Source organism: Variovorax sp. CCNWLW235 (assembly GCF_037204085.1).
Lineage (GTDB): Bacteria > Pseudomonadota > Gammaproteobacteria > Burkholderiales > Burkholderiaceae_C > Variovorax.
Map to the genome: position 1 here is coordinate 165,753 of NZ_JBBCBW010000005.1, position 12,727 is coordinate 178,479.

General features: G+C 64.2%; 14 protein-coding genes and 1 tRNA gene. 14 read left to right on the forward strand and 1 reads right to left on the reverse strand.

Translation table 11 applies throughout. The features are described from left to right. Positions 1-127: 127 nt before the first annotated feature. The gene (locus tag V9L21_RS08350; protein WP_337310852.1) at positions 128-1,324 is read right to left on the reverse strand and encodes an amino acid aminotransferase; all 1,197 of its coding nucleotides are present in this window, start codon (positions 1,322-1,324) and stop codon (positions 128-130) included. Positions 1,325-1,429: 105 nt separating this feature from the next. On the opposite strand from V9L21_RS08350, the gene uvrB reads away from it, so the two are divergent. From uvrB to V9L21_RS08420, 14 genes are all read left to right on the forward strand, one after another. Further along, a complete protein-coding gene (uvrB, locus tag V9L21_RS08355) occupies positions 1,430-3,547 on the forward strand; it encodes an excinuclease ABC subunit UvrB (protein WP_337310854.1) in 2,118 nt (705 codons plus the stop codon). A gap of 232 nt (positions 3,548-3,779) precedes the next feature. Then, on the forward strand, positions 3,780-4,316 hold the full coding sequence (iscR, locus tag V9L21_RS08360) for a Fe-S cluster assembly transcriptional regulator IscR (protein ID WP_093237517.1): 537 nt from the start codon (positions 3,780-3,782) through the stop codon (positions 4,314-4,316). A gap of 84 nt (positions 4,317-4,400) precedes the next feature. Continuing rightward, on the forward strand, positions 4,401-5,621 hold the full coding sequence (locus V9L21_RS08365; RefSeq protein WP_258505813.1) for an IscS subfamily cysteine desulfurase: 1,221 nt from the start codon (positions 4,401-4,403) through the stop codon (positions 5,619-5,621). Positions 5,622-5,672: 51 nt separating this feature from the next. Next, positions 5,673-6,092: a Fe-S cluster assembly scaffold IscU gene (iscU, locus tag V9L21_RS08370; RefSeq protein ID WP_153283850.1), complete on the forward strand. Its 420-nt coding sequence runs from the start codon at positions 5,673-5,675 to the stop codon at positions 6,090-6,092. 1 nt (position 6,093) lies between these two features. Further along, positions 6,094-6,417 carry an iron-sulfur cluster assembly protein IscA gene (iscA, locus tag V9L21_RS08375; protein ID WP_007828190.1) on the forward strand — a complete coding sequence of 108 codons (324 nt, stop codon included), beginning with the start codon at positions 6,094-6,096 and terminating at the stop codon, positions 6,415-6,417. A gap of 63 nt (positions 6,418-6,480) precedes the next feature. Beyond that, positions 6,481-6,999, forward strand: a complete 519-nt coding sequence (gene hscB, locus V9L21_RS08380) for a Fe-S protein assembly co-chaperone HscB (RefSeq protein WP_337310859.1) — start codon at positions 6,481-6,483, stop codon at positions 6,997-6,999. Positions 7,000-7,008: 9 nt separating this feature from the next. Next, complete coding sequence (gene hscA, locus V9L21_RS08385) at positions 7,009-8,868, forward strand: Fe-S protein assembly chaperone HscA (protein WP_337310861.1); 1,860 nt, start codon at positions 7,009-7,011, stop codon at positions 8,866-8,868. A 7-nt stretch (positions 8,869-8,875) separates the two neighbouring features. Beyond that, entirely contained in the window at positions 8,876-9,214 is a 339-nt protein-coding gene (gene fdx / locus V9L21_RS08390) for an ISC system 2Fe-2S type ferredoxin (RefSeq protein WP_126747248.1), read from the forward strand. A 12-nt stretch (positions 9,215-9,226) separates the two neighbouring features. Further along, complete coding sequence (dnaQ, locus tag V9L21_RS08395) at positions 9,227-9,934, forward strand: DNA polymerase III subunit epsilon (protein ID WP_337310865.1); 708 nt, start codon at positions 9,227-9,229, stop codon at positions 9,932-9,934. A gap of 78 nt (positions 9,935-10,012) precedes the next feature. Continuing rightward, positions 10,013-10,087, forward strand: a tRNA-Val gene (locus tag V9L21_RS08400). 170 nt (positions 10,088-10,257) lie between these two features. Next, on the forward strand, positions 10,258-10,368 hold the full coding sequence (locus V9L21_RS08405) for a stereocilin (protein WP_082517415.1): 111 nt from the start codon (positions 10,258-10,260) through the stop codon (positions 10,366-10,368). Positions 10,369-10,400: 32 nt separating this feature from the next. Then, complete coding sequence (locus V9L21_RS08410) at positions 10,401-11,540, forward strand: NAD(P)/FAD-dependent oxidoreductase (RefSeq protein WP_337310867.1); 1,140 nt, start codon at positions 10,401-10,403, stop codon at positions 11,538-11,540. A 108-nt stretch (positions 11,541-11,648) separates the two neighbouring features. Continuing rightward, positions 11,649-11,945 carry a glycine zipper domain-containing protein gene (locus V9L21_RS08415; protein ID WP_126747251.1) on the forward strand — a complete coding sequence of 99 codons (297 nt, stop codon included), beginning with the start codon at positions 11,649-11,651 and terminating at the stop codon, positions 11,943-11,945. A 48-nt stretch (positions 11,946-11,993) separates the two neighbouring features. Further along, entirely contained in the window at positions 11,994-12,716 is a 723-nt protein-coding gene (locus tag V9L21_RS08420) for a phage holin family protein (RefSeq protein ID WP_337310869.1), read from the forward strand. The last annotated feature ends 11 nt before the right edge of the window (positions 12,717-12,727 follow it).

Genomic DNA, 12,727 nt, shown 5'->3' on the forward strand with positions numbered 1-12,727 from the left:
GCAATATATCAGCGCATTTGCGGCGATGCAGGAGGCCAAACCCTACGTCGGCCACAGTGCAAGGGGTCTTCCGTGAAGGAGTGTGAAGGAATCGCGCGAAACGGATTCCCTCACACTTTGCTGTCACCTAGATGACTTTGGCGATCGACGCGCAGACGTAGTCAATGTTCTTGCTGTTGAGCGCGGCCACGCACATGCGGCCGGTGTCGGTGCCGTACACGCCAAACTCGCTGCGCAGGCGAACCATCTGGTCCTTGCTGAGGCCCGAGTAGCTGAACATGCCGATCTGCGTGGTGATGAAGCTCATGTCTTCCTTCACGCCAGCAGCCTTGAGGCCGTCGACCAGCTTCTGGCGCATGGCCTTGATGCGCACGCGCATTTCGCCGAGTTCCTTTTCCCACAGGGCGCGGAGTTCGGGGTTGCCGAGCACTGCGGCCACCACGGCGCCACCGTGGATCGGCGGATTGCTGTAGTTGGTGCGAATGGCGATCTTGAGCTGCGAGAGCACGCGGCCGGCTTCTTCCTTGTTTTCGCACAGCACCGAGAGGGCGCCCACGCGTTCGCCGTACAGGCTGAAGCTCTTGGAAAACGAGGTCGAGACGAAGAAGGTCAGGCCTGCGTCGACAAACTTGGCCACAGCGGCGCCGTCTTCCTTCAGGCCGTAGCCGAAGCCTTGGTAGGCCATGTCGAGGAAAGGCACGAGGCCCTTGGCCTTGACGGCGGCAACCACCTGGTCCCACTGCTCGGGCGTGATGTCGTAGCCGGTGGGGTTGTGGCAGCAGGCGTGCAGCACAACCACGGTGCCGGCGGGCGCTGCGTTCAGGGCGGCCAGCATGCCGTCGAAGTTGACGCCGCGCTTGGCGGAATCGTAGTAGGGGTAGCTTTCGACCACGAAGCCGGCGTTGGTGAACAGCGCACGGTGGTTTTCCCAGCTGGGGTCGCTGATCAGCACCTTGGCGTCGGGGTTGAGCTTCTTGAGAAAGTCGGCGCCGACCTTCAGGCCGCCGGTACCGCCGATGCCTTGCACCGTGGCCACGCGGCCCGACTGCACGGGTTCGCTGTCGGCGCCGAAGACCAGGCCCTTGACGGCGTTGTCGTATGCCACGATGCCGTCGATTGGCAGGTAGCCGCGCGCCGTGGGGGCTTTCATCATGTTCTGTTCGGCGGCCTGCACGCACTGGAGCAGGGGCAGCTTGCCGTTGTCGTCGTAATAGACGCCGACGCCGAGGTTGACCTTGTTGGGGTTGGTGTCGGCTGCAAATTGCTCGTTGAGGCCGAGGATCGGGTCGCGCGGTGCCATTTCGACCGCGGTGAACATAGACATGGAAAGGTCCTTTGGGATGAAAGCTTCGCTGGCAACCGGACTTGCGCTACGCTTTCCGGTTGCCTTGAATTTTACCGGCGCCATCGCCACCTGTCGGGAACAGCCATGCCAGAGAACAACGAAGCCATAGCAGACCTGAAGAAACTGGACCCGATCGGTCCGGCCAAGCAGGGCGAATTCATCAAGTACCCCGATTCGCCTTTCGAGCTTTTCCAGCCGTATCCGCCGGCCGGAGACCAGCCGAAGGCCATCGACGGGCTGGTGGAGGGCGTGCTCGACGGCGAGGTGTTCCAGACGCTGCTGGGCGTGACGGGTTCAGGCAAGACCTTCACCATGGCCAACGTGATTGCGCGGCTGGGCCGCCCGGCCATCGTTTTTGCGCCCAACAAGACGCTGGCGGCGCAGCTCTACAGCGAGTTTCGCGAGTTCTTTCCCAAGAACGCGGTCGAGTACTTCGTGAGCTACTACGACTACTACCAGCCCGAAGCCTACGTGCCCCAGCGCGACCTGTTCATCGAAAAGGACTCGTCGATCAACGAGCACATCGAGCAGATGCGGCTTTCGGCCACCAAGAGCGTGCTGGAGCGGCGAGACACGGTCATTGTGGCCACGGTGAGCGCCATTTACGGCATCGGCACGCCCGAGGACTACACGCAGATGCGTTTCATCATGCGGGTGGGCGACAAGATCGGCCAGCGCGACGTGATCGGGCGGCTGATTCGCATGCAGTACACCCGCAACGAGCAGGACTTTTCGCGCGGCACCTTCCGCGTGCGCGGCGACACCATCGACGTGTTTCCGGCGGAGCACAGCGAGCTGGCGATCCGCATCGAGCTGTTCGACGACGAAATCGAGTCGCTGCAGCTGTTCGATCCGCTCACGGGCCGCATCCGCCAGAAGATTCCGCGCTTTACGGTGTATCCGTCGAGCCACTACGTGACGCCGCGCGACAAGGTGCTGGGCGCGGTGGAAACCATCAAGATCGAGCTGGCCGAGCGGCTCAAGGAGTTCGTCAGCCAGGGCAAGCTGGTCGAGGCGCAGCGGCTGGAGCAGCGCACCCGCTTCGACCTGGAAATGCTGGCTGAAATCGGCCACTGCAAGGGCATCGAGAACTACACGCGCCACCTCTCGGGGGCGGCGCCAGGCGAACCGCCGGCCACGCTGACCGACTACCTGCCCAAAGACGCCCTGATGTTCCTGGACGAGAGCCACCAGATGGTCGGCCAGCTCAGCGCCATGTACAACGGCGACCGGGCGCGCAAGACCACGCTGGTCGAATACGGCTTCCGGCTGCCGAGCGCGCTGGACAACCGGCCGCTGAAGCTGGAGGAGTTCGAAACGCGCATGCGCCAGTGCATCTTCGTTTCGGCCACCCCGGCGCAGTACGAAAAGGACCATGCCGGCAACGTGGTCGAGCAGTTGGTGCGCCCAACCGGCCTGATCGACCCCGAAGTGGAGGTGCGCCCCGCCACGCACCAGGTGGACGACGTTCTGGGCGAGATCCGCATCCGGGTCGAAAAGAACGAGCGTGTGCTCATCACAACGCTCACCAAGCGCATGGCCGAGCAGCTCACCGACTACCTGGGCGACAACGGCGTGAAGGTGCGCTACCTCCACAGCGACGTCGACACGGTGGAGCGGGTCGAAATATTGCGCGACCTGCGGCTGGGCACTTTCGACGTGCTGGTGGGCATCAACCTGCTGCGGGAAGGCCTGGACATTCCGGAGGTGTCGCTCGTCGCCATCCTGGACGCCGACAAGGAAGGTTTTCTGCGCGCCGAGCGTTCGCTGATCCAGACCATCGGCCGCGCGGCCCGAAACCTGAACGGCAAGGCCATCCTCTATGCCGACCGGATGACCGATTCGATGAAAAAGGCCATCGACGAAACCGAGCGCCGCCGCGCCCGGCAAATTGCCCACAACGAGGCCAACGGCATTACCCCGCGCAGCATCGTCAAGCAGGTGCGCGACCTGATCGACGGCGTGTACAGCGAAAAGACCGGCAAGGAAATGGCCAAGCTCGACCTGGAACGCGCCAAGGTCGAGGACATGAGCGAAAAAGACATTGCCCGGGAGATCAAGCGGCTCGAAAAGCTCATGCTCGAGCACGCCCGCAACCTCGAATTCGAGAAGGCGGCGCGGGTGCGCGACCAACTGGCGCTGTTGCGGGAGCAGGCTTTTGGCGCCTCCGGCGGCGACAACATCGCGGTTCTGCCGTCGTAGGCCGGAGCGCCGGTTTCTTCAAGCGGTTTGCGCTGGGGTTTACCCGAGCAGAGTCCAGGGGCTTCTGCTATACTTGACCGAAACACTCAACAACAAAAAAAGAACTTCGCGATGAAGGACCGATCCCACTGGCTGGTTCACCAGCGTCAGGGGTCGGGCAGGGCGGAGACGAAGTCACCGCGGCCCCGGGCCATGGTGTCATTTCAACGGTAAGCACTTGAAGGAGCTTGCGATGCGTCTCACTACCAAAGGCCGTTTTGCGGTCACAGCAATGATCGATCTGGCGCTGCGTCAGAACACCGGTCCGGTCACGCTGGCTGCGATCAGCCAGCGGCAGCAGATTTCGTTGTCGTATCTCGAACAGCTTTTCGGCAAACTGCGCCGCCACGAGCTGGTCGAGTCGACCCGCGGCCCCGGCGGCGGCTACAGCCTCGGCCGCAAGGCTGCGGATATCACCGTCGCAGACATCATTGTTTCCGTCGATGAGCCCATCGATGCCACGCAGTGCGGCGGCAAGGAAAACTGCCTGGGCGAAGCCGGCCGCTGCATGACGCACGAGCTCTGGGCCTCGCTCAACCAGCGCATGGTCGAGTTTCTCGACTCCGTCACCCTGCAAAAGCTGGTCGACGACCAGATCGCCAAGGGCGTGCAGATCGAGAACAAGCCGGTCGTCAAGCGCGCCATTTCTGCGCAGCCGGTGGTCAAGCCGATTCGCGTGAACGCGCCGAACTCGGTCTTTGCCCTCGGCAACGTGTTCGCGAAGTCCTGATGTCCTGAGTGGTGGAGCGCCCGCGGGCGCTGCCACCAGAAGCGCAGATCAAAGAAACAACCCCCACGCCAGCCCGAGCCAGCCATGGACGTAACTCCTCATTTCCCGATCTATCTCGATTACGGCGCCACCACGCCGTGCGACCCGCGCGTGGTCGACGCCATGATTCCCTGGTTGCGCGAGCATTTCGGCAACCCGGCGTCGCGTAGCCATGCCTGGGGCTGGGAAGCCGAAGAGGCAGTCGAGAAGGCGCGCGGCCAGGTGGCCGAGCTGATCAACGCCGACCCGCGTGAAATCGTCTGGACGTCGGGCGCCACCGAGTCGATCAACCTGGCGCTCAAGGGTGCGGCCCACTTCTACAAGGGCAAGGGTAAGCACCTGATTACCCTGAAGACCGAGCACAAGGCCGTGCTCGACACCATGCGCGAACTCGAGCGCCAGGGCTTCGAAGTGACCTACCTCGACGTCGAGGAAAACGGCTTGGTCGACCTCGACAAGTTCAAGGCTGCGATCCGCCCCGACACCATTCTGGCAAGCGTGCTGTTCGTGAACAACGAAATCGGCGTGATCCAGGACGTGGTCGCGCTGGGCAACGCCTGCCGCGAAAAAGGCGTGATCTTCCACGTCGACTCGGCCCAGGCCACCGGCAAGGTAGAGATCGACATCACGAAGCTGCCCATCGACTTGATGAGCCTGGCTTCGCACAAGACCTACGGCCCGAAGGGCATCGGCGCACTTTACGTGCGCCGCAAGCCGCGCATCCGCCTCGAGGCGCAAATGCACGGCGGTGGCCATGAGCGCGGCATGCGCTCGGGCACCTTGCCCACGCACCAGATCGTGGGCATGGGCGAGGCCTACCGCATTGCCAAGCTCGAAATGAAGGACGACATCGCCCATGCACGCCGCCTGCAGAAGCGTCTGCTCGACGGCCTGAAAGACGTGGAGCAGGTGTTCATCAACGGCGACCTCGAGCAGCGTGTGCCGCACAACCTGAACATGAGCTTCAACTACGTCGAAGGCGAGTCGCTGATCATGGGCATCAAGGGCCTGGCGGTGTCGTCGGGTTCGGCCTGCACCTCGGCCAGCCTGGAGCCCAGCTATGTGCTGCGCGCCCTCGGCCGCAGCGACGAACTGGCCCACAGCAGCCTGCGCATGACCATCGGCCGTTTCACGACCGAAGAAGAAATCGACTACGCCATCTCGACCATCAAGCACAACGTTGCAAAGCTGCGCGAGCTGAGCCCCCTGTGGGAGATGTTCCAGGACGGCGTCGACATCAGCACGATCCAGTGGTCGGCCCACTGACGCCGGACCGCACCAGGCTCCACGATTGAACAAAAGTTTGAGAGGTACACCATGGCATATTCATCCAAGGTCATCGACCACTACGAAAATCCCCGCAACGTCGGCTCCTTCGAAAAGGGCGACGACTCGGTAGGCACCGGCATGGTCGGCGCGCCGGCCTGCGGCGACGTCATGAAGCTGCAGATCAAAGTCAACCCCGAAACCGGCGTGATCGAAGACGCACGCTTCAAGACCTACGGCTGCGGTTCGGCCATTGCCTCGTCGTCGCTCGTGACCGAATGGGTCAAGGGCAAGACGCTCGACGAAGCGGCGGCGCTCAAGAACGCGCAGATCGCCGAAGAACTGGCGCTGCCGCCGGTCAAGATCCACTGCTCGATCCTCGCGGAAGACGCCATCAAGGCGGCCGTGAGCGACTACAAGGCGAAGCACGGCGTGAAGACCGAGTCGACCGCCGAAGCTGCTGTTCACTGAAATGGCCGTCACGCTGACCGAAGCCGCTGCGCGCCACGTCACCCGCTACCTCGGCAAACGGGGCAAGGGCGTGGGCGTGCGGCTGGGCGTGAAGACCACCGGCTGCTCGGGCCTGGCCTACAAGCTCGAGTACGTGGACGAGTTCACGCCTGAAGACGTGGTGTTCGAAGACCACGGCGTGAAGGTGCTGGTCGACCCCAAGAGCCTGGCTTATATCGACGGCACGCAGCTCGACTTTGTGCGCGAGGGCTTGAACGAAGGCTTCAAGTTCATCAACCCGAACGAACGCGACCGTTGCGGTTGCGGCGAAAGTTTTCGCATCTGATGCGCCGTCGCTGACCGCGACAACAGCCGCCACCATGTCATGTGCTGGCGGTTTTTTCATGCCATGAACCTCAACGACACCGACTTTGAACTGTTCGCCGTCCCGGCGACTTTCGCGCAGGACCGCGCCGCGCTCGACGCGCGCTGGAAAGAGCTGCAGCGCGAAGCGCACCCGGACCGCTTTGCTGCGCAAGGTGCCGCGGCGCAGCGCGTGGCCATGCAGTGGTCGGTGCGCATCAACGAGGCTTATCAGCGGCTGAAAGACCCGATCCGTCGCGCGAGCTACATCTGCGAGCTGAACGGCGCGCCGCTCAACGCCGAGAACAACACGGCGATGCCGCCCGATTTCTTGATGCAGCAGATGGAGTGGCGCGAGGCGCTTGACGACGCCGACGACGCCGACGCGGTTGAAAAGCTCCAGGCGGAGGTCGAAGCCGGCCGCGCGCGCGCACTGTCGTCGCTGGACTGGCTGATCGACGAGAAGGGCGACTATCCCGCCGCCGCGCAGCAGGTGAGAGCCCTCATGTTCATTGAGCGTTTCGGCCAGGACGTCGAGGCCAAATTCGATCAGTTGGGACAATAGGCCGCATATATGGCTCTTCTACAGATTTCAGAACCCGGCCAGGCGCCCGACCCGCATCAGCGCCGCATTGCCGTGGGCATCGACCTGGGCACCACGCATTCGCTGGTGGCGGCGGTGCGCAACGGCGTGGCCGAATGCCTGCCTGACGACCAGGGCCGCGTGTTGCTGCCTTCGGTGGTGCGCTACCTCGACGGCGACCGCCGGCAGATCGGCTTCGATGCCGTGGCGGCGCGCGGGGGAGACCCCGCCAATACGATCACGTCGGTCAAGCGGCTCATGGGCCGCGGGCTGGCCGACATCTCGAACCGCGAATCGATGTCGTACCGCATCGACAGCAGCGACGGCGGCATGGTGAAGGTGCAGACCCTCGCGGGCGAAAAATCGCCGGTCGAAATCAGCGCCGAAATCCTGGCGACGCTGCGCTACCGCGCCGAAGACACCTTCGACGACGAGCTCTATGGCGCGGTCATTACCGTGCCGGCGTATTTCGACGAAGGCCAGCGCCAAGCCACGAAGGATGCCGCGCAATTGGCGGGGCTCAATGTGCTGCGCCTGATCAGCGAGCCGACGGCCGCTGCGATTGCCTACGGCCTCGATAACGCCAGCGAAGGCGTCTATGCGGTGTATGACCTGGGCGGCGGCACCTTCGACATCTCGATCCTGCGGCTCACGCAGGGTGTGTTCGAAGTGATTGCCACCGGCGGAGACTCGGCGCTCGGCGGCGATGACTACGACCACGCGCTTGCCGAATTCGTGCTCGCGCAGACCGGCGCACACGCCGAGAGCGATGGCGACAAGGCTGCATTGCTGGTTGCCGCGCGTGCCGCAAAAGAAGCGCTGACCGATTCCGAATCGACCACTTTCCGCGCGGAGGTCGCGGGTCAAGCGATTCAATTCGAAGTGACCCGCGCGCAATTCGACGCCGCCACCAAGCCGCTCACCGACCGCACCATTGCCGCTGTGCGCAAGGCGCTGCGCGACGCAAAGCTCAAGCCCGACGAACTGCAGGGCATTGTGCTGGTGGGCGGTTCCACCCGCATGCCGCAGGTGCGCCGCGCCGTTGCCGAATTCTTCGGCCGCGAGCCGCTCGTCAACCTGAACCCCGACGAAGTCGTGGCGCTCGGCGCCGCGATCCAGGCCAATCAGCTGGCCGGCAACAACGGCGCGGGCGATCTGCTGCTGCTCGACGTGATTCCGCTGTCGCTCGGCATCGAAACCATGGGCGGGCTGGTCGAGCGCATCGTGCCGCGCAATCAGACCATCCCCACCGCGATGGCGCAGGACTTCACCACCTACCAAGATGGCCAGACAGCCCTTGCGTTGCACGTGGTGCAGGGCGAGCGCGACCTGGTCGCCGATTGCCGGAGCCTCGCGCGCTTTACGCTGCGCGGCATTCCGCCGATGGCCGCGGGTGCGGCGCGCATCCGCGTGACCTTCACGGTCGATGCCGACGGACTGCTGAGCGTCAGCGCCAAGGAGCAGGGCAGCGGCGTCGAGGCCAGCGTCACCGTCAAGCCGTCGTACGGGCTTTCGGACGACCAGATCGCGACCATGCTGCAGGAGAGTTTTTCCACCGCGCAGCAGGACATGCAGGCCCGTGCGCTGGTCGAGGCGCGCGTCGATGCCGAGCGCATGCTGCTGGCCACGCAGAGCGCGCTCGATGCCGATGGCGATTTGCTGACCGAAGAAGAGCGCACCGTCATCGATGTGTCGATGGCGAAGCTGCGCGAGGCCGCAAACGGCAATGAAGCCGCGGCCATCGAAGGGGCCACCAAGGCGCTGGCCAACGATACCGAGGCCTTCGCCGCCCAGCGCATGAACGCGGGCATTGCGCGTGCTTTGTCGGGCCGCAAGGTCGAATCCCTCTAAGAACAACATGCCCACCATCAAGATATTTCCGCATCCCGAGTACTGCCCGCAGGGTGCAGAAATCACAGCGCCGGCTGGTACCTCGATTTGCGAGGCGCTGCTCGACAATCACATCAACATCGAGCACGCGTGCGAGATGAGCTGCGCCTGCACCACCTGCCACGTCATCGTGCGCCAGGGGTTCAATTCGCTGAACGAAGCCGAGGAGGGCGAAGAAGACCTGCTCGACCGCGCCTGGGGCCTGGAGCCACAATCGCGACTCAGTTGCCAGGCCATCCTGGCGCAGGAAGATGTGACTGTCGAGATTCCCAAGTACTCGATCAACCACGCCAAAGAGAACCATTGAAAGAGCCACTGTATGTCGCGCCAGATCGTCCTCGACACTGAAACCACCGGCCTTTCCGCCGAGAACGGCGACCGCGTCATCGAGCTCGGTTGCGTGGAACTGTTCGCGCGCAAGCTCACGGGCAACGACCTGCACATCTACTTCAACCCCGAGCGCGAGAGCCATGAAGACGCGCTCAAGGTGCACGGCCTGACGACCGACTTCTTGCGCGACAAGCCGAAGTTCGCCACGCTGGCCAACGACATCGTCGAGTACCTGCGCGGCGCCGAGCTGATCATTCACAACGCGGCCTTCGACGTCGGCTTTCTCAACAAGGAACTCGAGCTGGCTGGCCTGCCGCCGCTGCGCACCTTTGTCGGCGAAGTGACCGACACGCTGGCCATGGCCAAGCAGGTGTACCCGGGCAAGCGCAATTCGCTCGATGCACTGTGCGACCGCTTCGGCGTCGACCGCTCGAACCGCACCTTCCACGGCGCCAAGCTCGACGCGCAACTGCTGGCCGACGTGTACATCAATCTCACGCGCGGCCAGGACGCGCTGCTGATCGACGTGTCGTCGAACGAGCCGGCGCAGGGCACCACGGTGGTTGCCATCGACCTGAGCCAGTTCGACCTGCCGGTGATCACGGCGGGCGAGCAGGAGCTTGCGGCACACGAGGCCGTGTTGTCGCAACTCGACAAATCCAGCAACGGACGCACGCTGTTTCGGCAAAACGCCTGAAATGCTGTGGCATAATCGAAGGCTTCGCGCAACGCGATTAATTCAACGGCACTGATACACGGCGCCAGAGAATTGACAGGGCGGTTAGCTCAGGGGTAGAGCACAGCATTCACACTGCTGGGGTCGGAGGTTCGAAGCCTCCACCGCCCACCAAATTCCTCAAAACGAAATCAGCGACTTGGATTGTCCAAGTCGCTTTTTGTTTTGTGCGCCGCTTTCAGGCCGCCGCACGCAACTGTCGACTCATGCTGACGCCAGCTCCCGGTTTGCACCGGCTCAATTTACGGGCCGAGGGCGTACAACCACCGGGAAGGAGACCGATCATGGCCACTCATCCCGACATCCCGCCCGACCTGCCCGTGGAACCCGACGAAGGGCCGAGCACGCCGCCGGACGATCCGACCGATCCCGAACCTCCTCCCACCACCTCGTGAATCTGGCGCGCGAGCCGCGATAAGCTCGCGCCATGGATGAACTTGATTGCGCCGTCATCGGCGGGGGTGTGGTGGGCCTGGCAGTGGCGCGCGCATTGGCGCTCGCGGGCCGGGAAGTGGTGGTGCTAGAGGCGGAAGGCGCCATTGGCACCGGAACCAGTTCTCGCAACAGCGAGGTGATTCACGCGGGCATCTACTACCCGCAGGGCTCGCTCAAGGCGCGCTTGTGCGTCGAGGGCAAGCGGGCACTTTATGAATATGCCGCGGAGCGCGGCTTGCCGCACAAGCGCTGTGGCAAGCTCATCGTGGCGACCTCGCCCGAACAGGTGGCGCAACTCGAAGTCATTCGCGCCAAGGCTGCGGTCAATGGCGTCGACGACCTCGTGCTGCTGACCGCGGAGCAGGCCGTTGCCATGGAGCCGCAACTGCATTGCGTGGCCGCATTGCACTCGCCGAGCACCGGCATTGTCGACAGCCATGCGCTGATGCTGAGCCTGCTGGGGGACCTGGAGAACGCAGGCGGAATGCTGGCGTTGAAATCGCCCATTGCAAGCGCTCAATGCGGCGCCGACGCTATCGTCCTGGTAGCGGAAGACGGCACGGCGCTGCGCTGCAACACCGTCGTCAACGCGGCGGGGCTCAACGCGCCCGAACTGGCCAGGCGGTTCGAAGGCCTGCCCGCGGCGGCCATACCGACAGCGTACTTTGCCAAGGGCAACTACTTCACCCTGTCTGGGCGTGCGCCTTTCACCCGGCTGATCTACCCGGTGCCCGAACCGGGCGGCCTGGGGGTGCACCTGACGCTCGACTTGGGCGGGCAGGCCAAGTTCGGACCCGATGTGCAATGGGTGGAGTCGGCCAACGACCTGGTGGTGGACCCGGCGCGCGGCGACGGCTTTTACGCCGAGGTGCGCAAGTATTGGCCGGCATTGCCCGACGGGGGATTGATTCCGGGCTACGCCGGCTTGCGCCCCAAGATTTCTGGGCCCGGCGAGCCGGCGCGCGACTTCATGATCGAGGGGCCCGAATCGCATGGGGTAAGAGGCCTAGTCAACCTCTTCGGCATCGAATCGCCGGGGCTCACGAGCAGCCTTGCCATCGGAGGCTACGTGGCTCGCTTGCTGAAAGCGCCTGACGGATGCCGCGCAGCCCCTTTGTGTGCAGAAGTCTGAAGAACTGCCGCGCATGAGGGGCTTTTGTGCCTGTAACATGACACCACGCCATTTGCTGGCGTGAAGCCGCCGGCGCGGTGCCGGTGTCATCACGGAGGAAAGATTCCAATGAGTGCATCCAACAACATCGAGGCAGCAGCCGAAGACATCGCGAGCGACGTGCGCGGCGTGCTGGCCAGCAAGGACCTGGATTCGGTTCCCCACATCAAGGCGCTGCGCCAGCGCATCGACACCAAGCTCGCCATTGCACGCGAGCTGGCGGCGGAGAAGAGCAAGATCGCAGCTCAAAAGGCTCGCGAGGCGGCCAACACCGCCAACGCCTACGCCCACGACGAACCGTGGCAGATTGCCGGCGCAGCCTTGGCAGTCGGTGTGCTGGTGGGTTTGCTGCTTGGCCGCCGCTGACCTGAGCGCACACCGCCGCGTCGTCCTTCGCCGAGCAGGAGCCGGCGCATGAGGTTGCTGTCCCTGTTCGGGCTCAATGCCCGTTTGCGGCGGCTTCGCATTGCCGCGGCCGAAGGCGCGCTGGCCGCCGAAGACCGGGTGCAACTTCTGCGCATGGCGTGGGAGGACGAGAAGCAGCGCCTCAAGCTGATGCTCGTGCTGGTGGTGGCCGTGCTCGGGCTCACCACGGTGGCGGTCGCGTTGCTGTCAATGGCGGTGGTGGTGCATTTCTGGGAAACGCCGCATCGCGTCGCAGCTGCGTGGGCGGTGGCGGGTGTCTGGGTCGTGCTTTGGCTGGGGGCTGCGCTGGGCCTGTTTCTGACGCTTCGCAATGCCTCGAACAGCTTCATGCCGGCGCGCCATGAATTCGAACGCGACTGGACCTGGGTTCAGGACCGTTTCGGGCTCGGCAAGGACCCCGACCAGGACGAAGAAGCGCCGCGTCCCCCGCGGCCCGCCACGCGCGAAGAACTGCTGGCCCGCATGGACCGTCAGCGCGAACGCATTGCCACCATGCAGGGCGGCCCGCGCAAGCCGCAGCCCGCCGGTGCGGCAGCGGCTCCTGAAGCACCGCCCGCCGACGAAACGGCATCCGCCGCTGCGCTGCGCATTGCGCGGGAGCATCCGGTGGCCACGGGCGTCGTCGCTGCGGTGGCCTTGGTGGTGATTCGTCCCAAGCGGCTGTTGCGCTGGGCAGCGGTCGTTGCGCCGGTGCTCTGGCGCATGCGATGAAGACTAGCGCC